The sequence below is a fragment of the Photorhabdus cinerea genome, assembly GCF_011189575.1.
In the GTDB taxonomy this organism is placed as follows: domain Bacteria; phylum Pseudomonadota; class Gammaproteobacteria; order Enterobacterales; family Enterobacteriaceae; genus Photorhabdus; species Photorhabdus cinerea.
In genome coordinates this window covers 1-24511 of sequence record NZ_PUJW01000029.1, presented here as the reverse complement: position 1 = coordinate 24511, position 24511 = coordinate 1, and the positions used below count along the sequence as shown (strand labels likewise).

Annotated in this window: 6 protein-coding genes and 1 pseudogene; 4 read left to right on the top strand and 3 right to left on the bottom strand. The window is 47.9% G+C overall.

The annotated features are described in order from the left end of the window. Positions 1 to 44: 44 nt before the first annotated feature. Both pttB and pttC read left to right on the top strand, forming a co-directional pair. Entirely contained in the window at positions 45 to 10919 is a 10875-nt protein-coding gene (pttB, locus tag C5469_RS19470) for a phototemtide A non-ribosomal peptide synthetase PttB (RefSeq protein WP_166310097.1), read from the top strand. Continuing rightward, positions 10901 to 18055: a phototemtide A non-ribosomal peptide synthetase PttC gene (pttC, locus tag C5469_RS19465; protein WP_166310095.1), complete on the top strand. Its 7155-nt coding sequence runs from the start codon at positions 10901 to 10903 to the stop codon at positions 18053 to 18055. The genes pttB and pttC overlap by 19 nt, the downstream gene beginning before the upstream one ends. Before the next feature lie 122 nt (positions 18056 to 18177). Here the strand turns inward: pttC and C5469_RS19460 are convergent, their stop codons facing one another. Then, positions 18178 to 19641, bottom strand: coding sequence for an ArnT family glycosyltransferase (locus tag C5469_RS19460; RefSeq protein WP_166310093.1), 1464 nt, complete (start codon positions 19639 to 19641; stop codon positions 18178 to 18180). 182 nt (positions 19642 to 19823) lie between these two features. On the opposite strand from C5469_RS19460, the gene yihI reads away from it, so the two are divergent. Then, positions 19824 to 20336: a Der GTPase-activating protein YihI gene (yihI, locus tag C5469_RS19455; protein WP_166310091.1), complete on the top strand. Its 513-nt coding sequence runs from the start codon at positions 19824 to 19826 to the stop codon at positions 20334 to 20336. 193 nt (positions 20337 to 20529) lie between these two features. Next, entirely contained in the window at positions 20530 to 21903 is a 1374-nt protein-coding gene (hemN, locus tag C5469_RS19450; protein WP_166310089.1) for an oxygen-independent coproporphyrinogen III oxidase, read from the top strand. A 1280-nt stretch (positions 21904 to 23183) separates the two neighbouring features. Here hemN and C5469_RS19445 read toward each other — a convergent pair. Both C5469_RS19445 and C5469_RS19440 read right to left on the bottom strand, forming a co-directional pair. Then, complete coding sequence (locus C5469_RS19445; RefSeq protein ID WP_166310088.1) at positions 23184 to 23606, bottom strand: hypothetical protein; 423 nt, start codon at positions 23604 to 23606, stop codon at positions 23184 to 23186. A 450-nt stretch (positions 23607 to 24056) separates the two neighbouring features. Then, a pseudogene (locus tag C5469_RS19440) lies at positions 24057 to 24511 on the bottom strand (two-partner secretion domain-containing protein); the annotation flags it as partial.

The window sequence follows — 24511 nt, the reverse complement described above, 5'->3', positions numbered from 1 at the left end:
AAAACATTATCCCTATAACATTTGTAGCGAAGGAAGAACTATATATGAATAAGGATGGATATTATAATTTAACATCTGCGCAGTTTGGAATTTGGTCATTCAACGAAATTATAGAAAATAAGTCAATAAATAATATAAGCGAATATTTTATAATTGATGGTGATATAAATGTCGAATATTTTTCTGAGGCGGTTAGAAAAACAGTAGAAGAAGCTGAGGCTTTACACTCTCGTTTTTATAAATTTGATAATTGTATTAAACAGAGGTTTTTCTCTATAAATAACTATGAACCAAAAATTATTGATTACAGCGATTTTCGAGAGGAAATTGCACTCCAGAAAGCTAAAAATTTCTTATTGGTAACAACGGAGCAACCTTTTGATATTTGTGAGGAGCTTCCATTCGAAATATTACTAATAAAAATAGCAGAAAATAAATTTTTGTATTTCCACTGTTATCATCATATAGTTATGGATGGTTTGGGAGCATCACTCATTATTCAACGTGTCATAAGTTTATATAACGCTTATTTTATTGAGGGTTCTTCTCCGTCCCCATTCGGTAAATTTAAGGAGCTTATTGATGGTGATATTGATTATCGTAATTCTTCCAGATTTATTTGTGACCGTGATTACTGGTTAAACCTATTTGCTGATATTCCTGCCCCTGCTAGCCTGGCGAATAGAATAGCCCCTCCTTTAAGAACTATAATACGTCATCGTGTGAGTTTGGGTTATGAATTAACTGACCTACTGCATAAAAAAGCAAAAGAAATGAATTGCACATTACCTAACTTGCTTATTGCTATAACTTGCGTTTATTTGCATCGCATGACGGGGCTTTCTGAAGTCATAGTCGGTTTACCAGTAACAGGAAGGCTTGGAAGGAAAGAACGTATTATACCAGGATTGATGGCAAATATACTTCCAATGCGATTGATACTATCGCCAGATTTGAACTTGAAGATGGTTTTAGCCAGAGTGGCGAAACAAGTCATGACGGTCTTACGTCATCAAAAATATAGATATGAAGATCTGTGCCGTGATTTAAAAATAACTAATAGTGGTGAATCATTATATCGAATAAGTATAAACGTTGAAAGCTTTGATAATGGTGGGTATTTTCATCAAAGTAAAATACTACCTTGCAATATTGCAAATGGACCTGTTTCGGATCTCAATATTTTTTTCTTTGATTATAATAAAGAAGTTCCTCTGACCCTTGGATTTGATGCAAATAGTGAGTTGTATTCTCCAGAACAGTTGTCTGAACATGCTTCTCGGATGTTGAAAATTTTTTATGATTTGTTAACAAATCAAGATGCTATTATTGGTTCGTTGTTATTGCTAAATGATAATGAATATAGAAATTTAGAGATTATTAATAATAAAACTCTGGCACCAATCCCTTCGTTAACACTTGCTGATTGTTTTGAAGATCAGGTAAGAAAATTTCCAAATAAATCAGCGTTATATTTTGGTGGCATTTCTTTAACTTACGCTCAACTCAATGCAAAATCAAATAAGCTAGGTCATTATTTATTAAGTCAACATTTTCTCCCTAATGACACCATAGCGTTACTATTACCTCGGACCGTTGATTTAATTGTAGCATTGTTAGCTATATCGAAGATAGGTGCAACATATATACCGTTAGATCCTGATTATCCTGAAGAACGTTTGAAATATATTATTGAAACGGCAAAGCCGAAACTGGTATTGACGTCAATTAATGTTAATTTTAACTTTTGTTTAGATGCTCTTCAGATACAATTAGATGATATCAATATCTCCTTATTAGTCGATTCTCAATCAATTCACAACCCTATTAGAGTAGTCACTACGGCTAATCAAGCTGCGTATATCTTGTTTACATCAGGATCGACAGGGAATCCTAAGGGAGTAGTGATTACACACCATTCGCTTACTAATTTTCTGTACGCAATGCAAATGTCACTGCAAATAAAACCTGACAACCGAATACTCGCTGTTACAACGATTGGTTTTGACATCGCAGGTTTGGAAATATTCTTACCATTAGTTAATGGAGCTTCAATAGCGTTAGCGTCTCGTGACACTACACGGGACCCTAATCTACTGGCATCGGAAATTGTCCGAAATAAAATAACTCATTTGCAAGGCACGCCAGCTTTGTGGCAAGGATTGGTTGAGTATCAGCCGAACTCATTGAGTAACCTCACCGCAATCGTTGGTGGTGATTCGTTGCCTACGAACCTGGCTGAACGTATGGTGTCTCTAGCACATAGAGTCATTCAAGTTTATGGTCCTACTGAAACCACCATTTGGTCTACTTTACATGAACTGACGGCAAAGTCTGTGCAGCCAAATTCTATTGGTTTACCAATACTAAATACGCAGATCTATATCCTTGATACGGCTCTTCAGCCTGTGCCTGTAGGATATCCCGGAGAACTATATATAGCAGGTGATGGATTGGCTCTCGGCTATTTAGACCTCCCTACTATGACCAGCGAGCGATTTGTCGCAAATCCCTTTGGAACCGCAGGGCAGCGTATGTATCGTACCGGCGATCTGGCTTGCTGGGGAAGTGACATGAATGTCAATTTCTTGGGGCGTGTCGATAATCAAGTAAAAATTCGTGGTTATCGAATTGAGTTGGGAGAAATTGAAAATACCTTCCTGAAATCATCACTAATAAAGAATGCGCTAGTCATTGCGTACGGAAAAGAAAGTGTCAGCAACAAATATTTGGTAGCCTATGTTGTTTTGCACAAACCCAATTCTTGCTCGTCGGAAGAATTAAATAAATGGCTGAAAAAACATCTACCTGACTATATGCTGCCGGCAGTTATTATGATAGTGGATAGTTTTCCACTGATGCCGAATGGTAAAATAGATCGCCACGCCTTGCTAGCTCCAATATTCAAGTCAGATGAGCAAGTTTTACCGGAATCATCCCAGGAAAAAATCTTATGCAAAATCTTTGAGGAGGTTTTGGGATTTGAGTCGATAGGTATTAATGATAGCTTCTTCAAGCTTGGTGGAAATTCTCTACTAGCAATCCAGTTACTTACTCATGTACGCACTCAGTTAGATATTGAATTACCGCTAAAAGCTATTTTTGAATCTCCAACGGTTAAAGAGCTTTCCAAGGTTATAGCTGACACAGACAAAAAATATTTTCTACGAGAAAAACTGACTTCCCAGCCGCGACCAAATATCTTGCCAATGTCATTTGCCCAGCAACGTCTGTGGTTACAGGAACAGATTAATGGGAGCAGTGCATATAATATGCCTATGGCATTACGCATCTATGGTGAATTGGATACCATCGCACTTTCAACAGCGCTGTCTGATGTAGTGAAACGGCACGAAAGTTTGCGTACTTATCTGACCCTACAGGATGATATACCATGCCAATGTATTGTATCGACGGAAGAAATCTCGTTCTCATTGCATGTTCACGAGTTGGATGAGTCTCAAATTACAAAAGAGTTAACTCAGCAGGCTGGTTATATCTTCAAGCTTGATAAAGAATTGCCTATTAAAGCTTGGTTGTATCGGATAAAACCCGAGCAGCATATATTCTTGCTATTAATCCATCACACTGCGGGAGATGGTGGTTCTATCTCCCCCCTACTACATGATTTGGGCCATTACTATCAGGTTCACTTGAAAGGAGAAAATTCTTCCCTGCCGCCTTTGCCAGTGCAATATGCAGATTACACATTATGGCAACATATATTACTATCTGATGAGCAAAAATCGGTAGGTTTGTATGCGAAACAAATACATTACTGGTGTAACCAGCTAGCGTTATTACCAGAAGAGGTAACAATAGCTAGTATGCAACCCAGGCGCACGAAGCCAAGTAGCAAAGGTGATTGCTATAAATTCTCAATTCCTCCGGATATATATCAGTGTCTAAAACGCTTGGCTTTACAAGCGGAAGCCAGTCTGTTCATGGTTCTAAAAACGGCTCTTGCTGTGCTGCTTCATCAAATGGGGGCCGGTGATGATATATCGGTAGGCACTCCCGTTTTAGGTCGTACAGATGAAGCCCAAATGCCATTAATTGGCCTTTTTTCCAATACATTGGTATTACGTACCAACCTTTCTGGTAATCCTGATTTTGTCTCCCTGATAGCACAGGTTCGTAAAACAGTACTTGATGCTTATATGCATCAGGATTTGCCTTTTGAGCAAGTTGTCGAGCTTTTAACCCCACATCGTTCCGCGTCTAAGCATCCATTATTTCAAGTCATGATGGTGTTGGAAGAGGAATTTCCGTTGGGCAATATCTTTTTGCCATTACGTATTGAGCAACAGGAGGTATTAACTAAAACGGCAAAGTTCGATCTCCTGTTTGTTTTCAAAGAGGATGTACAACAAGGTCTTTTAAGAGGACATATTGAATTTGCGACTGACCTTTACGATGCGCAAACCGTTGCGGGATTTGTAGACCGCTTATTCAGTGTATTGAACATTATGGCAAACAGGCCCACTGAAAAAATTAGTGAAATTTGCCTATTAAATACGTTTGAACGTCAACAACTGCTCAAAACTTGGAACAATACGCTCGTAGAATTGCCAAACCTGTCGTTGGGTGTGCTGTTTGAACAGCAGGCTGCTCGTTCACCAAACGCTATCGCTGTTAGCGAAGGCAGCAAAACGTTAACCTATGCCCAGTTGAACATCGCGGCCAATCGCCTTGCACACCGGTTACGCGAACTCACCGGGGCGGAAGTGTTTTGCGCCGGGTTGCTCATGGCGCATTCGATCGATCAGGTCATTGCCACGTTGGCGGTGATCAAGGCTGGTGCGGCCTATCTGCCATTGCGCGCCAGTGATCCTCTGGAACGGCAGCAAATGATGCTGGATGACGCAGGTGCAGCGGTATTGATTACCGATGTCGATCACCATCTGCCAACGGCGCGCTTTGTGATACGTAATGTGGCCGATTCTGCTGGGAAACGCTGGCCAGAAATCAACCCGGCAACCAACGCCGGACCTTCCAGTCTTGCTTACATTATGTATACCTCTGGGTCGACCGGTAAACCTAAAGGCATTGCGGTAAACCAAGAAAGCGTTATAGCGCTAGCCTGCGATCGCCGCTGGTTGCCAGAAGATCATCAGCGTGTGCTGCTGCATTCCCCCGCTGCGTTTGATGCCTCGACCTACGAGTTTTGGGTGCCGCTATTGTGCGGTGGGCAATTAGTGGTGGTGCCAAAAGGTGAGCTGGATATCGATGTGTTGGCGCAGACCATCGCCAATGAAAAAATAACCGCCCTGTGGCTAACAGCTGGCCTGTTACGGCTGATGGTGGAAAACCACGCCTCTTCTCTGGCCAATGTGCGCCTGTTACTCGCCGGTGGCGATGTATTGCCAAAATCCGCTATCGAAACCGTTATGCGGCGCTGCCCTGGGCTGGTAATGATGAACGGCTACGGGCCAACCGAAACCACCACCTTTGCAACAACCTATGCTATGCATAGCGTACCAGACAGCGCTTCGGTGCCTATTGGTACGCCGTTGGACAGTATGCAAGTGTATGTGCTTGATACCTACCTGCAACCTGTGCCTGTCGGCGTTTCTGGCGAGTTGTATATCGCCGGTACTGGGCTTGCGCGCGGCTACCTTAACCAGCCTGGCCTGACGGCATCACACTTTATCGCCAATCCTTTCGGCAGCAGTGGCGATCGCATGTACCGTTCTGGCGACTGGGTTCGTTGGCGGCAGGAAGGGGTTCTGGAGTACCTAAACCGCGGCGATCAGCAGGTCAAAATACGCGGTTTCCGCATTGAGCTGGCCGAGATAGAGGCGGCATTGCGGGAGCAGGAAGGTGTTGCTCAGGCGCTTGTGTGCATTTTCGAACCGCAAAAAGGAAATAAACAACTGGCCGCGTATGTCATTGCCGAAGAAACCGGACAGTGTGAACCCACATTGCTGCGACAAACGTTGAGCGCCCGGTTGCCTGACTTTATGGTACCGGCAGTCGTGAGCGTAGTAGAGAGATTCCCGCTGACTGCCAACGGGAAAGTCGATATGCGCGTGTTACCCGTTCCAGAATTCAACATTGGCCACGGGCGAACCGCACGCAATGAGCAGGAAAGCAAACTGTGTCACTTGTTTGCCGAGGTCCTCGGTTTGTCCCAGGTTGGCATCGACGATAATTTCTTCGATCTGGGTGGCCATTCCCTGTTGGCATCGCGTCTTGTTAGCCGTATCCGCAAAGTGCTAAAGGCGAACCCCAGCATCCGAGATCTGTTTGAAGCACCAACGGTAGCGCAGTTTGTGCAGCGCCTGGGGCAAGGGAGCACACTGCGCCCAGCGTTACAGGTGAAACCAAGGCCAGAACGCTTGCCGTTGTCTGCGGCCCAGCGCCGGCTATGGATGGTTGACCGCATTGAAGGGGGTAAATCCCTCTACAATATGCCGTTGACGTTGGAGTTGCAGGGGGAATTGAGTGTTCCTGCCATGGCAGCAGCGTTGAATGATGTGGTGGCGCGCCATGAAAGCCTGCGTACACGCTTTCAGGAGCTGTCGGATGGTAACGTTTATCAACAGATTGCCTGCAGGGAAGACGCACGGTGCGAACTGACGCTGCACCGCGCCCTTGCTGAGAATTTAGATGAAGAGGTGCTGGCAGTATCAGAATATATCTTTGATTTAGCAAATGAAAACCCCTGCCGGGCCTGGCTGTTCCATGCTGAACCGAATCATCATGTGCTTTTATTTCTGATGCACCATATCGCCAGTGATGGGGCATCACTTGCTCCTCTACTGCGCGATCTGGCGCTGGCGTATCATGCTCGGTTGCAGGGTCAAGCGCCGAACTGGACGCCACTACAGGTGCAGTATGCCGATTACACCCTGTGGCAACACGAGCTGCTGGGCGATCCCCGTGATACGGACAGCCTGCAAAGCCGCCAGTTGGCGTATTGGTGCGAAGTGCTGCATGGGCTGCCGGAAGAGTTGCAGTTGCCAACTGACAGGCCACGGCCACAAAGCTCAAGCTATCAAGGTGGGCAATGGCGTTTTGAGGTTGATCCAGAGGTCTATGCACGCTTGCTTGAGGTAGCAAGGCAGCAGAATGCGAGCCTGTTTATGCTGTTGCAGGCGGCCTTGGCGGTGTTGCTGAGCCGGTTAGGTGCTGGTCATGACATTCCACTGGGCGTGTCTATTGCTGGCCGTACCGATGAAGCGCTAGAACCTCTAATCGGTTTTTTCACCAATACATTGGTGTTGCGCACCGATGTTTCTGGGAATCCAACCTTTGATCAATTGCTGGCGCGCGTGCGCGATAGCGCATTGCAGGCGTATGAACATCAGGATCTGTCGTTTGAAAACTTGGTGGAAACGCTGAACCCAGAACGTTCCTTGGCGCGCCATCCGCTGTTTCAGGTAATGTTGGTATTGCAAAACAACGCCCGTGGCGAGGTCCATTTTGATGGACTGAACACCCGCGTTGGTACACCGCTGCTACCGGTGGCGAAGTTTGATTTGACCTTCAACTTTGAAGAAACGCCAACCTCATTAAACGGCATCGTTGAATATGCTACCGACTTGTTTGACGGCAAAACCGCTGAGCGCCTGGCGGGCTATTTTGCTAATATTCTGGCGGCCATCAGTCACAATGCATGCTGCAATATCAATGAGTTGGAGATGTTTAGCGCGCGCGAACGCCAGCAGATTGTCAACGAATGGAATAACACCGCCCGGCAATTGCCGGCCAAGACGTTTGCCGAACAATTCGAAACCCTTGCCAAAGCAACACCGGATGCGCCTGCCCTGCTGGGGGAAAGCGAACGGCTGACTTATAGCCAGTTGGATCAACGGGCTAACCGGTTGGCGAATCTGATGATGGAAAGGGGCGTTGGCACAGAAAACATCATTGCTATCGCACTACCGCATTCGGTTAATCTGATTGTCGCGCTGATTGCTACGCTGAAAACCGGCGCTGCATATTTACCGCTTGATCCTGATTATCCTCAGGAACGTCTGAATTATATGTTGGAACACTCTCAGCCTAAGCTGGTCATCACGGATTCTGCGTTCGTGCAAAAACTGGGGGCGCAGTATTCCAGCTTGCAGATTGACCAACCGGCGCTGCATACGCAATTAGCCCGGCAGCAAGCAGAAAGCATCACTTTGCCAAGGAAGTTGAGCATCAATAATGCGGCCTACATTATCTATACCTCTGGTTCTACTGGTTTGCCGAAAGGTGTTCTGGTGACGCACCGGGGTATCAGCAACCTGGTTGCCAGCATGGTCGAACGATTACATGTCACACCGCAAAGCCGCGTGTTGCAGTTTGCTTCACCGAGCTTCGATGCCTCGTTCTGGGATATCAGTATGGGGCTGTTAAGCGGTGCGGCGCTGGTCGTTGCAGGCCGTGATGCGTTATCACCGGGGGAGCCGCTGTATGAACTGATGCTGGCTCAGGGTGTGACGCACGCCACGTTACCGCCGGTGGGATTGGCGGTTATGCCGCGTAAGCCATTGCCTGCGTTGGAAACGTTGGTGGTGGCGGGCGAAGCCTGCCAGCCGGAACTGATCGACTATTGGGGTCAGGGGCGCCGGATAATCAATGCCTACGGGCCAAGTGAATCCACGGTCTGCGCCACCATGAGCCAACCGTTGGTGGCTGGAAAAGCGCCGCCTATCGGCACGCCGATCGTTAACATGCAGGTCTATGTCCTGGATGAGCGTTTGCAACCAGTCGCGCCAGGGGTAAAAGGCGAGCTGTATATCGCAGGTGAAAGTTTGGCCCGTGGCTACGTACGGCGCCCGGATTTAACGGCGGAACGCTTTGTGGCGAACCCGTTTGGCGCGGCAGGTAGCCGAATGTATCGCACCGGAGATGTTGCCTATTGGCAAACCAACGGTGAGCTAATGTTTACTGGGCGTGTGGATCATCAGGTCAAGATCAGGGGTTTCCGTATTGAGCTGGGTGAAATTGAATCCCTGCTGCTGAAGTGTCCTCAACTGAGCCAGGCCACGGTGATCGTGCGTGAAGATAAGCCGGGGCTTTGCCAACTAGTTGCTTACGCTGTGGCGAATGAAGGGGATGTTAATACCGCAGAACTACGCGAATATCTGCGTAGCCACCTGCCGGAATATATGGTACCTGTGGCTATCGTCATGCTGCCGGCAATTCCGGTTACGCCGAATGGTAAAGTCGATCGACGCGCATTGCCGCAGCCTGATTTCCATCAGCCTCATCACCGTGGCCCGCGCAATGCGCAAGAGCAACTGCTTTGCACGCTCTTTGCCGATTTATTGGGCCTGGAACAGATTGATATTGACAGTAGCTTCTTCGAAATGGGGGGCGATAGTATCACTGCGATACAGCTGGTCGCGCGTGCGCGCCAGGCTGGTTGGATATTCACACCACGCCAGGTCTTTGAGCACAAAACCGTTGCCTCCTTGGCCAGAAAAATGCAGGCGAACATTTCCACGGTTGCTGAAACGCGGGTTGGCGCGGTAGGTGAATTACCCGCTACGCCAATTATCCATTGGTTGATGGAAAACCCCGGCAACATCAACGGGTTCAGCCAGGCAACGTTGTTGCAAACGCCGGAACATCTGGATGAGAAACAACTCAGGCAGATGTTGGCGCTGCTGTTAGAGCAGCACGATGCCTTGCGCCTGGTGGCGAATTGTTCCACGAGCGGTGATGTCCTGCTGACTATTCCGCCAATGATGACAGACATCGTGGATGGTGCATTGAGCATGGTGGATTGCCAGGCATTCACGCCGGCGGAACTACAACGCTGCATCAAGGCAGAAAGCCAACGCGTAAAACAGCGCCTCGATCCGGCGGCGGGCAAAATGCTACAGGCGGTTTGGTTCCGCGCATCCGCCGGACAGCCTGGCCGGCTAATGTTGGTGCTTCACCACTTGGTGGTGGACGGTGTCTCTTGGCGTATTTTAGCGCCGGATTTGCAAAACATTTGGGCAGCCTTAAGCGCGGGGAAAACGCCGGATACGTTGCCGGTGGGTACCTCTTTCCGTGCGTGGGCGTATCAATTGCAGCAAGAGGCCAATGCGCGGCGTAACGAACTGAATCACTGGCTAACGGTGCTGGAGAAGCCGGATACGTTGCTGACTGCCCGCCTGCTAGACGGGGCGCAAGACACCGTTGCGGGCAGCGATTCATTGCGGCTTGAGTTACCGGCGGCGTTTACCCAACCGTTGCTGGGGACGATACCGGCGCTCTTCCATGCCGGTATCAACGACGTGTTGCTCTGCGCCTTTGCTCTGGCCGTTAATGACTGGCGGCAAACTTCACAGACGGATGTCCTACTGGATCTTGAAGGGCACGGGCGTGAAGAACTTTCCGGTACGGAGCTGTCACGTACCGTCGGCTGGTTCACCAGCATGTACCCTGTGCGGCTCGAACCGGGCGCTACGCAGATAGCAGACCCTTATTCATTAGGTCATGCGCTAAAACGCATCAAAGAGCAGCTACGCCAAGTGCCTGCGAACGGCCTTGGATATGGGTTGCTACGCTATCTGAATTCGCAAACACGGCCAATCTTGTCACAGCAGCAGCAGGCCCAGATTGGCTTCAACTATCTGGGCCGCATGGCTGCGGGTGGCGATCGTGACTGGCAGGTGGCCGCAGAGGCGAATCTGCTGGATACAACGGTTGATGACAATTTTGCGCTCCCTCATGCGCTTTCACTCAATGCGTTGGTAGAAGAGCGATCGGAAGGTCCGGTTCTGGTTGCCAACTGGTCATGGGCGAGAGCGCTGCACACTGAAAAGAGTATTAGCGTGTTGGGTAACCATTGGTTCCGTTGGCTAAAAGCAATGTCGCAGCTTTCTACGGTGCCTGACGCGGGGGGATTCACACCATCGGACATCACGATGTTATCGCTTAAACAGAATAGCTTGGAAAAACTTCAAGCCAAGTGGAAGAAGAAAAAATAAATATGGAAATTAAAGAGATACTACCGTTATCGCCATTACAGAAAGGTCTGTTGTTTCATATGTTGTACGATACCCAAGGCAGCGATGCGTATCAGGTGCAGCAGGTTTTCCAGCTTGCTGGCGTTTTAGATAGCCAAAAGCTGAAACAGGCCGTCACAACCTTACTGCAACGTCACCCGCACCTGTGTGCGGGGTTTGAGTACGAAGACGTAGAAACGCCGGTGCAACTGATCTTGGCGGGGCTACCGTTGCCGTGGCGTGAGGTGGATGTGAGCCATCTACCACCAGAGCAGCAACAGCCAGCATTCGCAGCGCTGTTACAGACCGATTATGATGAGCGCTTTGATCCGCACGATCCGCCGTTGCTGCGATTCACTCTGGTCAAACTGACGGCACAGCAGCATTATCTGGTCTTTACCAACCATCACCTGTTGCTGGATGGCTGGTCAATTCCTATCTTGCTGCAAGAGTTATGCACTCTGTATCTGGGTGATGTGCAAGGCAGCACCTTGCCGCCGATCACCCCTTATCGCAACTATCTGCAATGGATTGCGGCGCGTGATGTTGACGAAATGCGTGCCGTATGGCGCGAAACGCTAAGTGGCCTGGAGGCGCCAACTTGCCTGGCAAAAGGGCGCACCACGGAAAATCTGCAACCGAATCTGTTGCATAAGTATCTGGATGCGGCATACACCCAGAGACTGAACTTACGCGCCAAACAGCTTGGCGTGACGGTAAATACACTGATCCAGGCCGCATGGGGTGTGTTGCTGGGGGGGATGACGGGGTGCAGCGATGTGGTGTTCGGCGTCACGGTTTCTGGCCGATCAGGTGAATTGTCCGGCGTGGAAAGCATCGTTGGGTTGCTAATCAATACCGTGCCATTACGCCTGACGTTCAGCCTGGCGGAGACGTTTACTACACTTTTGCAACGCCTACAGGCAGAGCAAACCCGGCTGCTTGATTACCAATATCTTGACCTGACGACTATCCAGGCAGATGCGGGTTACGGTGAGCTGTTTGATACCTTGATGGTGTTCGAGAACTACCCGCTCATGGAAGGCAGCAGTGAGCAATCTGATACCGCGCTGAACATCTCGCTAACGGTGCACCATGGCGGGGATGCCTCACATTACCCGCTTGGGTTGGTGGCGGTTCCGGGTGAAATGCTAGCCCTGCGTTTCAGCTCATTGCCAGACCTGTTTGATGATCAAACGGTGGCAAATCTGGCCGAGCGCTTCATGCTGATACTGCATGCCATCATTGACGATCCGCAGACGATTATTGGCAGCGTACCGTTGCTGCTGGCGCAAGAAGTTCAGGCCATGGTTCAACCTTACCCTGTGCTGGCATCATTGCCAGCCGATACGCTCCATGGAATGTTTGAAAAACGCGCGAGCGAAACGCCGGATGCGATTGCGCTGAGCCTGGGCAACGATCGCCTGAGCTATGGCGAACTTAATCAGCGCGCCAATCAGTTGGCTCGTTATCTGGTGAACCGCGGCATTGGCACTGAGGATGTCGTGGCATTGGCGTTGCCACGTTCGATGGAGACACTGATTGCGCTGTTAGCCGTATTAAAAGCTGGTGCTGCATATCTACCGCTGGATCTCCATAACCCTGCCGAACGGCTTGGTTTTATCGTGTCTGATGCCAAACCGACGCTTATCATCACCAACGCAGAAAATGCCGGCACGTTAAACGGCTCCACGCCTGATTTGGTAGTTGATATGCCTGAATATCAGCAGCGCCTGGCGCCGTTCAGCAAACGGGATCTTCAACCCGATGAACTTTTACGGCCGGTTAGTACGGCAAGCCTGGCCTATATCATTTACACCTCTGGCTCTACGGGGAACCCGAAAGGGGTGCTGATCCCGCACGAAAACGTGTTACGGCTCTTTACAGCAACGCAATCGTGGTTCGATTTTGGCCGTAATGACGTTTGGACCCTGTTCCATTCGTATGCTTTTGATTTTTCAGTGTGGGAAATCTGGGGACCATTGTTATATGGTGGCCGGCTGGTCATTGTACCGTTTATGGTGAGCCGCGATCCTCAAGCATTCCTCAAGCTACTGAGTGAAGAGAAAGTCACGGTATTAAACCAGACGCCCTCTGCCTTCTATCAATTGATAGAAGCGGATCAAAACGAGCGCGAGAAGAAATATCCACTGGCGCTGCGCAAAGTGGTATTCGGTGGGGAAGCTCTGGATCTTAGCCAGCTTGAACGTTGGTACCAACGCCACGATTCGGCAGTGCCTGAATTAATCAACATGTATGGCATTACCGAAACCACCGTGCACGTCAGCTATCAGGCGCTGACCCCGGCAATGATGCGCAGCCAATCCGGCAGCCCGATTGGCGTTGGGATCACCGATCTGCGTATCTATGTGTTGGACGACGCTTTACGCCACGTTCCTACAGGTGTTGAAGGGGAAATGTACATTGCTGGCGCCGGGCTGGCGCGCGGCTACTTGAACCGTGCGGGGTTAAGCGCCGAGCGCTTTGTTGCCGACCCGTATGGTGAACCGGGTTCCCGTATGTACCGTTCGGGCGATTTGGCCTTCAGATCGCCCGAAGGCGGGCTGATTTATATAGGCCGAGCCGATCAGCAGGTGAAACTACGTGGTTTCCGCATTGAGTTGGGGGAAATTGAAGCGGCTCTGGCGGATAACCCGCAAGTCACCCAAGCCGTGGTGCTGATGCGTAAAGATCAGCCTGGCAATCCACAATTGGTGGGGTATATCACCAGCGACAGTGACGTCGCTATTGACACGGTGGCACTGCACCACCGCGTGGCGGCAAAACTCCCTGACTATATGGTGCCTGCGGCCATTCTTCAGATTGAGCGTTTCCCTTTGACGGTCAATGGGAAACTGGATAGACGCGCATTACCGGCTCCAGACTTCAACCATAGTGGCAGACGGCGCCAGCCGCGCACGGCACAGGAAGAAATTCTGGCAGGGTTGTTTGCTGAGGTGCTGGGGCTGGAAACGGTAGGCATGGACGACAACTTCTTTGCGTTGGGCGGCCACTCGCTGTTAGTGATGCGCCTGATTAGCCGCGTATCCAGCGCATTAGCCATTGAGTTGCCGATCCGCACACTGTTTGATTACCCAACCGTGGCGCAGTTTGCCGAGCAGTTGGCGACAAAGGGCACTCAACGCCGTGAAAAGCTCACGCGCCAGGCTCGTGAGGAATATTTACCCCTTTCCTTTGCCCAGCAGCGAATGTGGCTGTTAGATAACATTGGCAACGATCATGCCGCGTATAATATGCCGCTTGCTCTGAAGCTGAATGGGTCGCTCAATGATGAAGCATTGCGCCAGGCATTGGGCGATCTGGTACAGCGCCATGAGGTTCTGCGCACGCTATATCCTCTGCATCTTGATCAGCCTTATCAGCATATTCTTGCGCTTGATAGCGTGGCACCGTCTTTGATCATCGGCAATGTGACGCCGGAGGAGCTGTCGGAAAGCATCGACAAGGCTGCCGCTTGGCAGTTCGATCTGGCAAATGATTTGCCGCTGCGTGGGTGGCTGTTCCACTTACCGGACCAGAACGAACATGTGCTGCTGCTGGTCATTCACCACATTGCCTGTGACGGCGGTTCGTTAGGGCCAATGCTGCACGATCTGTCTTTGGCCTATCAGGTGCGCTGCGAGGGCCAGGAAGCGAAGTGGGCACCACTAACCGTGCAATACGCCGACTACGCGCTATGGCAGCGTCAACTATTGGGGGATGTGCAGGATGCCTCCACACGCGGCGCACAGCAAATCGAATTCTGGCGTAGCGCGCTGGCAGGATCGCCCCAGGAAACTTATCTACCTACCGATCGCCCGCGTTCATCCGTACCGAGTCAACAAGGTGCCCGGGTCAGCTATGCGATTGACCAGGCGCTTTATGGCCGTCTGAAAAAACTGGCGCGTGATGAGGGCGTAACGCCATTTATGTTGCTGCAAACCGGGGTTGCCGTCATGCTTAGCCGGATGGGGGCTGGCGATGATATTACGTTGGGCACAGGCGTTGCCGGGCGAGCCGACGAGGCCATGGCCAATTTGATTGGTTTCTTTGTCAATACGCTGGTGCTGAGAGTAAATTGCGCGGGTAACCCTGAATTTAATCAGTTGCTTGCCAGCGTGCGTGAGTTCATGCTTTCTGCCTATGCAAATCAGGATGTGCCTTTTGATTGGGTGGTAGAAGCGCTTAACCCTGAGCGTTCTGCCTCACGGCATCCGCTGTTCCAGGTAATGTTGGTATTGCAAAATAACGGCGACAACACCCAACAATTTGCCAATTTGCAGGCAAAGCCGCAGCCGGTTGGTTTTGCCCCTGCCAAATTCGATCTGACGTTCAATTTTGATGAAGTCTATAGCGATGATGGCGAGGTGTGTGCACTCAATGCCCAGATTGAGTATGCCGTCGATCTGTTTGATCGCGATACGGTGACGGCGCTCGCGCAATACCTTGTTCGATTGCTGTCGTTCATTGCAGAAGAACCAGACACACCCGTGGCGAATATTCCACTGTTAACAGCCGAGCAGCAATGCAAAATGGTAACCGAGTGGAATGCCACGGAACAGAAAGTGCCGTTGGTGTCGTTGGCCAGCCTGTTTGAAAAACAGGTGGCGGCGGCACCAGAGCACATTGCTCTGAGTTGTGGCGATAAGCAACTTACCTATGCACAACTGAACGCGCGCGCCAATGATTTGGCACAACGCCTGCAACAGCTTGGCGTGAAAGCGGAACATGGTGTTGCATTGCTGATGGAGCGCTCGTCGTCGCTCGTGATCGCCATATTGGCGGTAATTAAGGCTGGAGGGTTCTATGTGCCGCTGCGTACCAGCGATCCATTGGAACGCTGGCAGCATATAGTGGATGAAGTCGGGGTGCAGGTTGCGTTGGTGGATGATGCACATAGCCACGTGGTTTTGCCGGCCAGTTTACAGGTGGAAACCGTAGGCAACGCCAGTACCCAGAACAATGTTGCGTGGGCCAGCGAGCCGGTAAGCGCCCAGAATCTGGCCTACGTGATGTTTACCTCAGGTTCTACGGGGCAGCCCAAAGGGATCGCCACCACACAAGATAATGTCATTACCCTGACTCTCGATCGGCGCTGGCGCAGCGAGCATCACCAGCGCGTTCTGTTGCATTCCCCCTACGCATTTGATGCCTCAACCTATGAGCTGTGGGCCACTCTGATTAATGGCCATCAGGTCGTCATCGTACCGGGCGACGATCTCGATCTGGATCTGTTGACATCGACCATCGTTGAACAACAGGTAACCGCCACATTTCTGACATCAGGGTTATTCAGGCTGATTGCGGAAGAACATCCGCAATGCCTGGGTTCTTTGCAGAAAGTATTCACCGGTGGTGAAAAGATATCCGCCAGTGCGGTGCAGGCGGTGCGGGAACATTGGCCCAATCTTGAATTGATGAATATCTATGGCCCAACGGAAACCACCACCTACGCTACGGATTATCCCATTGCGAAAACAGATGCCCCTTATCTGGACGTTCCTATTGGCGCCGCGTTGGATAACACTAGCCTCTATGTATTAGATGAATTTTTACAGCCGGTGCCAGTTGGTGCGCCAGGGGAACTATACATTGCCGGCCGCGGCTTGGCGCGTGGCTATCTTAAGCGTCCGGGACAAAGTGCGGCACATTTTATCGCCGATCCCTTCGGGCCTGCGGGCAGCCGCATGTACCGTACCGGGGACGTGGTGAAATGGCGGCGTGATGGCGTGCTCAACTTTGTTGGCCGTCGCGATCAGCAGGTGAAAATTCGTGGTTTCCGTATTGAACTGGGGGAAATCGAAGTCGTGCTGAAGCAGCACACCGCCGTGCAGCAAGCGGCGGTCATTCCGCGTGAGGATCATTCAGGCAATAAACAATTGGTCGCCTATGTGGTGCCCTTTGCAAGCCACGAAGATCTACCGGTGTTGCTGCAACAGCATGCGCGTGAACATTTATCTGATTTTATGGTGCCTGCTGTGGTCATGCTGCTGGCAGAACTACCATTAAACGCCAACGGCAAGTTGGATGTTGCCGCGTTGCCACACCCGAACTTCGGTTCGCGGCAAGGCCGCCAACCACAGACTGAAAGTGAGAAATGGCTTTACGCGCAGTTCTGCGAGTTATTGAGTATTGGACACATCAGTATTGATGACAACTTCTTCGCACTGGGAGGGCATTCACTGCTGGCAGCACGGTTGGTTGTGCGTATCGAAAAAGAATTGGATGAGAAGCTAACTATTCGTGACCTGTTTGAATCGCCCACCGTTGCACTGCTGGCGCGGCGTCTTGAAAGCAACTCGTGTGGCAATATGCTGGACGTCATGCTGCCATTGCAGCCAGCTGGCGAAAAAACGCCGCTGTTCTGTTTACACCCTGGGGGAGGATTGAGTTGGTCTTATGCGGGGTTGATCCCGTATCTGGGCGAGCAGCAGCCTGTTTATGGCATTCAGGCTCGCAGGTTGAGCACCGGCCTTGTACCACCATCAATTTATGACATGGCGAAAAATTATCTGGCAGAGATTTATAAGATCCAGCCAGAGGGGCCTTATTCATTGCTGGGCTGGTCTTTCGGTTGCCATCTCGCGCATGAAATAGCCACCTTGCTGCAAAAGGATAATAAAGCGGTCAATGTCCTGATCTTTATGGATGGTTATCCGTTGTGGAAGACTTACAGAGACATGGTACGCACCGATCGGGAAAGCCTGCGTGCAATGTTTGAGGCATTTACCGGTTCGGCACCTGAAAACGAGCAGCAGCTTAGCGTGGCTGGCTTGAAAAAACAGCTGTCTGAGATCGAGCATCCATTAGCAAGCCTCGATCAGAATATTTTCGAACGTATTCTTGCCGAGTTCCGAGATGCACCGAATTTGCTCAGCGAGTTTTCACCGAGCCGGTTCCAAGGTGATCTCATATTCTTTAGGGCACTACAAGGCCATAGCGAAGCCGATAATGTTAACTACGATCCGCACTTATGGGGGGAGTATGTTGAAGGAAGCATCACCTTGCATGATATTAATTGTTCCCACGATAGTATGTTAAGTGAAGGCCCGCTTAAAGAGATTGGGCCAATACTTCAACAACTATTCGGTATTCTTACAGGCAGCAGCGTTGAGTAAGGTTTTCCGACAAAGAGTAACATTACATATAACTCTGTAGAAATACTGTATATTGTCATTATGTTAAAGGTGTATGAAGAGTTGAAAGCCTGTTAAATCAGGCTTTCAAATTTCAGAGAAAACTACTGATATTTTTCCGGTGACACAAAGCCTACACAGACCGGTATTGGCTGAGTTTCAGGTTCAGGCTGAAAAAGAAATTCATCAGTGCTATTTATTCTGAGTTTTGGCCAGTCTTGCAAAACGCTATGGAAGTCCTCTTGCTCACAGGTTTTACCCTTTGTGCCTACCAGAATAGCGCCGTCACGTACAATATCGTTTTCTTTGACATGCCGATTATAGATATTGGGTGCTTGTCCTTCTAGCGTCCAGGGTTGGATCGTTTCCGGCTGACTTGGCGCGTAGAAAGTCAGCCACTGATGCAAGTAGTCGCCTCCGACATAATGGAGCGGTGTTGGATAGAATTGATGCCAGCGCTGCTCCAGTTGCCAGGAAAAATCTTTGATACCTTCAAACTTATGACCAGCACCACGGATATTGGCAACCATAATCAGTACATATCCTCCCCAAATCAATATTGCAACGACAGTGAGTCCTCGCAGAGTACAGCGTAATGATTTTTGTGGAAAACGGGTGATAGAACCAACCAACAGCGCTGATGAAACAGACATAAAGGGTTGTAACCATTCAGTCATTCTTCCGCCCTCATTGAATGAAAACCAGCCGTAAATAATCAGTAATGGTAACAGAATAGCGATGTTTACCAGTCGGTTAGGTTGCTCTTTCGGCCAGCTAATACGGCCACCAAGCATATAGATAATAATGCCAACAATAATCAGTGGATAAAATACGGATAATAACGAGCGGGTGGTGTGTAAATTAAAACCGTTATCTATCTGTGAATCTACCCATTTGAAGGCGGCAAAATCATTGTTCCACAGCCACCAGACGTTAGGCAGTACCAGCATAAACCAGATGATCAGTGCGATGTAAAGAGCAGGGTGGCGATAGCACTGACGCACTTTAGGTACAAATAGTGTCAGGAGGAAAACCGAGCCAACCAGTGCCAGTGTGGAATATTTTCCCATTGCTGCCAGCCCGGAACTGAGAGCAAATGCCAGCCACCAGCGCGGATTGTCGTACACTGCTCGCAGAAAGAACAGCATAGTCCACGGCCATAGCATAATTAGCAGATAATTATCGTTATAAGGGATAATATCGAAATTAATAATACCGGACAGATTCAATGTCAGCATGGCGAGCCAGGCCAGCTCTTTTTTTCCAGTCAACCGGAATGCCAAATGCCATACGCCGAGTATACCGATAGCGATAGCGATAAAGTGAATGAAGTACCAGTAAAAACTTAATGAAATACCACTTATATGAATAGCAGGTAGCATCATTGCACCGACTAACCACGGATTTTTAGGTGAACCCCATTCTCCGTTTTTACCCCAGTTCAATGCTTCGACAGCATCATAAGGGACGGTTGGGTCGAATGAATAGCTCACGATAATCCATAACAGAGCATAACCAACTGCCCATAAGTAAACGGGTTTATAGGAAGAAGTATCAGAAATAGGCATATCGATTTATCATTTATTAAAAGCCAAGGCTAATAGGATATTCGCTGATGGTTAAACCATGTATGAATGATAGAAGATTTTGACTAAAAGATAAGAGTTATCTGCGGCGCTTTTCTATACGTGCGGTTTCTGTTAGATTCCGGCGCAGCAATACCCTGATAAACCAAACTGAGTAACAGGCTATGAACCCGTTAAAGAAAAAAGCACTGGCCAGAGCATCTGCTGGTAAACAGAAAAGAAAAAACCGCGAAGAACTAAATGCGGAAGGGCGTGCACGTAAGCGCCAGAAAAAACATCGCGGCAATCCGGCTGGTAGCCGCCATCAGGAGAAAAACAGCGATAAGCATCAGTCAGGCAAGAAGCAATCTGATCCACGTCTTGGCAGTAAGGTGCCGGTTCCGCTGATTATTGGCGAGCAGCCGATGAAACCAGTCGCCGCTAAACCGAAGACTGAGACAAAACCACGTATATCGCCGCAGGAAGAGCTGGCAATGCTGGAAAACGATGATCGTCTGGATGCATTGTTGGAACGTCTGGAAAATGGCGAAAAGTTGTCTGAAGAAGAGAATGCTTATGTTGACACTACTCTGGATCGGATTGATGCCCTGATGGAAGAATTGGGAATTAAACTGGATGAGGAAGAGGGTGAAGAAGAGAAGAAGGATGACATTATGCAACTGCTGAAAGGCAACTAGTTTCGTCTTCCATGATCAAAGGCGGGTTAATCCTTATAACCACACTATTAATATGTTATTTGCTGTGGTTATTGGGTAAACTATGGCGATTGTCGCAGCATAAAACCCGGCTGCTCAGAGTCACCGCAGCGCAACACATCAAACAAATGGAAGCGTTGCGTTTAGACAGGCAAAAACATCGGAAGGAATAAGTATGTTTGAGCAAGCCATCGTCTGGGATCTGCCTTTGATCCAGAAATACAATTATTCAGGCCCCCGTTATACGTCATATCCTACGGCGCTGGAATTCAATCAACAGTATGATAATGCAGCATTTATGCAGGCTGCTGTCCGTTATCCTGAACGACCGCTTTCTCTCTACGTTCATATCCCGTTTTGCCATAAGCTCTGTTATTTCTGTGGTTGTAATAAACTGGTAACTCGTCAGAAGCATAAAGCGGATGAATATCTGCAATTGCTTGAACGTGAAATCCGTGAGCGCTCAAAGTTGTTTTCTGGCCGTAAAGTGAGCCAGATGCATTGGGGCGGAGGTACGCCAACCTATCTTGATAAAGACCAAATCAGTACATTGATGGGATTGTTGCGTAACCATTTCGATTTTCTGCCGGATGCTGAAATTTCTATTGAAATTGACCCGCGTGAAATTGAACTGGATATGATTGATCACTTGCACCGCGAAGGTTTTAATCGTCTGAGCATGGGGGTGCAAGACTTTAATAAAGAAGTACAGCGTCTGGTTAACCGTGAACAGGATGAAGATTTCATCTTTGCTTTGGTCACGCGTGCCCGCGAAACGGGTTTCAATTCCACCAGTATTGATCTGATCTATGGCTTACCGAAACAGACATCAGAAAGCTTTGCTTTCACTTTGAAGCGGGTATTAGCGTTAGCTCCAGATAGGATGAGTATTTTCAATTATGCTCATTTGCCGAATTTATTTGCTGCTCAACGTAAAATCAAAGAGCACGATTTACCGGGTGCCGAGCAAAAGCTGGATATTTTGCAGGAAACAATTGCAACCCTGACAGGAAATGGATACCAGTTTATCGGTATGGACCATTTTGCTCGCCCGGATGACGAACTGGCGGTCGCTCAGCGGGAAGGGAAGTTACATCGTAATTTTCAGGGTTATACCACTCAGGAAGCGTGTGATTTGTTAGGAATGGGAGTTTCTGCGATTAGTATGTTGGGCGATAGCTATTCCCAAAACCAGAAAGAGTTAAAAACCTATTATGCGGAATTGGAAAAACAGGGCCATGCTTTATGGCGTGGTTTAACTTTATCCCAGGATGATTGTATTCGCCGTGATGTTATTAAAGCGCTGATCTGTAACTTCCGCCTGAATTTTGCCGATATTGAGCAACAATATGGTCTGAGTTTTCCCCGTTATTTTGCGGAAGATTTGCAATTATTAGTGCCATTAGCTAAAGATGGGCTGGTTGACGTGAATGAAAAATGGATTCAAGTGATGCCACGGGGCCGGTTACTTATTCGTAATATTTGTATGTGTTTTGATATTTATTTGCGCCAGCAAGTTCGCCAGCGTCAGTTTTCGAGAGTGATTTGAGTATTTGGATGCCCGATTTTATGGTTTTCACTTAACTCTATTTACCTACATCTATACCCTATGGATTTCAAGATGCCTCGCGACGGCAAGGGAGCGAATCCCCAGGAGCATAGATAACTCTGTGACCGGGGTGAGTGAGTGCCGCCAACAAAGAGGCAACTTGAAAGATAACGGGTATTTTAAATAAAAGGGTAAATGCATAAATAATAAAGCAGCATTAAGTTTATTGGTTTGATTAAACGGGCTCATGAAATCAGTCAGGGTGGGATAGCACCGCCAATAAATGCATTAAACATGACAGGGAATAAGCCGTTTTTAGTCATTCTGTACCATTTAAACATCTGGCATGAATGGGTGACTATTTTTTCCTTTTAACTGATTAATCACCGAAAAAAAGCAGGTTTTCTATCACTAAAAAAGAGAAAACAAGTCAAAAGAGGATAACCCTGTAAAGTAATTCTCATTTCGAGGGTTTTCTGCTTTTTAGTTAAAAAACCATTTAATGAGTGGTTTTAATTGAGTAGTTTCCGTAAACCTGTTAGTTTTTACCGTCGCCTAAACCGTATTTAAACTTTTCCATTTTCATTAATATTGAATATCACATCGAATTGATTTTTTTAGAAAAAAATTAGTCTGATGTATCATATTTCAGGCTCTTGGTGAGTAGGCAGTAACCAAAGACAACAATAACAGGCCAAATGAATATAAATATCGAAGTCCATAATGACCAATGCCATACATTTACAAACATAATCAGGCTAAGTATAAAAACAACAATAATAAGAGGTAAAAAATTAAGAATGAGAGTAAAAAGGTAAAGAGATAATATAACAGCACTCACTCTGGCTGGAATCAGCCACCATCCAAAATAGTCACTGAAAATATAATTACTAAGCGACAATACTTGCATTATACCAACGAAAAGAGAATAAAATACAATAATCGCAAAAATAATGCGGCATAACTTCATCATCTTAAACAAATCCTATAATTGTTCATCTAAATCACAACGAAGGTTGTGATTTTTCTAAAAATATTGGGTTTCTCCTTGTCAGGAAACGCTATTCTTTCAGATACGCTCTGTTCACTTGGACAAAATTGTAGTTTTCAACTGGGGATACTGCTCAATCTTGCCTTTGTCGATTCTATTTCTCGATTGATTATAAATAGACCATATTTAATATGGTTTTATCAGATATAATACGGCCAGTCAATCAATTATAACGATCCCTATTTTATACAGGGGGTTTTGCTGCCATCTCGTAGATATTGTGATTATTTTATTCAAGAAGCCATGCCCGATAAGATTGTCCGCGATTTGCATCTGTGGGTTCCGTAAGCCCTCCTAATTGAGCAGGTCTTACATGTATTCCTGTCCTACTTACTTCCTGAAAGACATTCAGATTAGAGTTTGTAAGAGAAAATGTTTGGAAGATCATTTCGCCATTACGCTCAAAGCCGAGAACCCCAATATTATTCTGTGCTTGGACCGTATTGGAAATAAGCTTCGAATAAAGTATCCCCCAGGTGTCTCCTGATATTTTCCGACTTTGGGTAGGAAGCCGATTAAATACATGGTAGCGTTCGTGGAATTGACCTTCAGGAGGAGAGTTTTCGTACAGTGCGGTTGTTTGTCCACTTTGGTAATCAAAAACTATTAGTTCAGGTAAATGTTGGGCTTCCTGGCGTCCGACAACTACCATATGGCCTCCACCAGGGGAAAATAAATTATTTTGTGGTTGAGATCATGGGCGTATGTAAGCAAGGCCGGCAAATTGACCAGGATGCAAATTATTTCTCATAAAGTGAAATGTTTCACTCCAGCGAAGTTGAGCATCTTGATGATTAAAATCTGTTCGGCTTGAGTTGACCCCAGCAGCCCTGAATAAATCTTCGATTTCTATTAAGTTAGCCATGTCCTGTTGCATAATTTCTGTTTCGCCAACAAGATCGGTTGTCGTTTTATTTACGAGTGCCGCAACTGTACTGTAATAACAGTTCTGATTTAAGCCGTGAGGATTAACCTCTGAAAGCGGTCGTTCTTGTTGAAAACCTTTAAAGCCATATGCTCCATTAAATCCTTGTGACCAATTTAGTCCTTGAATAAAATAATTGAGTCCTTGCTGCCATTCCTCTTCAGTCCATAGTTCATTATTGTGCAGTGTGGTGTTTACAAGGATAATATCTGGTTCTGTTTGTACCTTAATATTGGCAGCGATATAGACTTCTTTGCCAATAACATTCAGGCCCGTTTTAGCCTTAATATTTCCCAGTTCGATTTTGCCGTTAACGTTTAAGGTAATATCACGTTGATTGCTGGTTAACTCTTTCAGATTAACCCCGACACCATCTTCGGTGGCAATTAGCTGAATTTTATTCGCGTACATGCCGCCTAAGGCTTTGGTATCCACGGCTAATTGCGGTTTAGCCCCTTCGCCAGTGATAGGTCTCACTGTGCCGTCTTTTAAGCTGATGCGGTTGGCGCCCTGCGTCAGCGACAGGGTGTTCGCCTGAATTTTGCCATTTAATTCCGTTGCCCGGCTGAGGATATCGACATAATCCGTCGCCTTACCGTCCAGTCCTTTGTCACCAATGGTGATCTGGCCTT

Coding starts and splice junctions, on each gene's coding strand:
- pttB (WP_166310097.1), top strand. CDS start 45: ATGAATAAGGATGGATATTATAATTTAACATCTGCGCAGTTTGGAATT.
- C5469_RS19460 (WP_166310093.1), bottom strand. CDS start 19,641: ATGCCTATTTCTGATACTTCTTCCTATAAACCCGTTTACTTATGGGCA.
- yihI (WP_166310091.1), top strand. CDS start 19,824: ATGAACCCGTTAAAGAAAAAAGCACTGGCCAGAGCATCTGCTGGTAAA.
- hemN (WP_166310089.1), top strand. CDS start 20,530: ATGTTTGAGCAAGCCATCGTCTGGGATCTGCCTTTGATCCAGAAATAC.
- C5469_RS19445 (WP_166310088.1), bottom strand. CDS start 23,606: ATGGTAGTTGTCGGACGCCAGGAAGCCCAACATTTACCTGAACTAATA.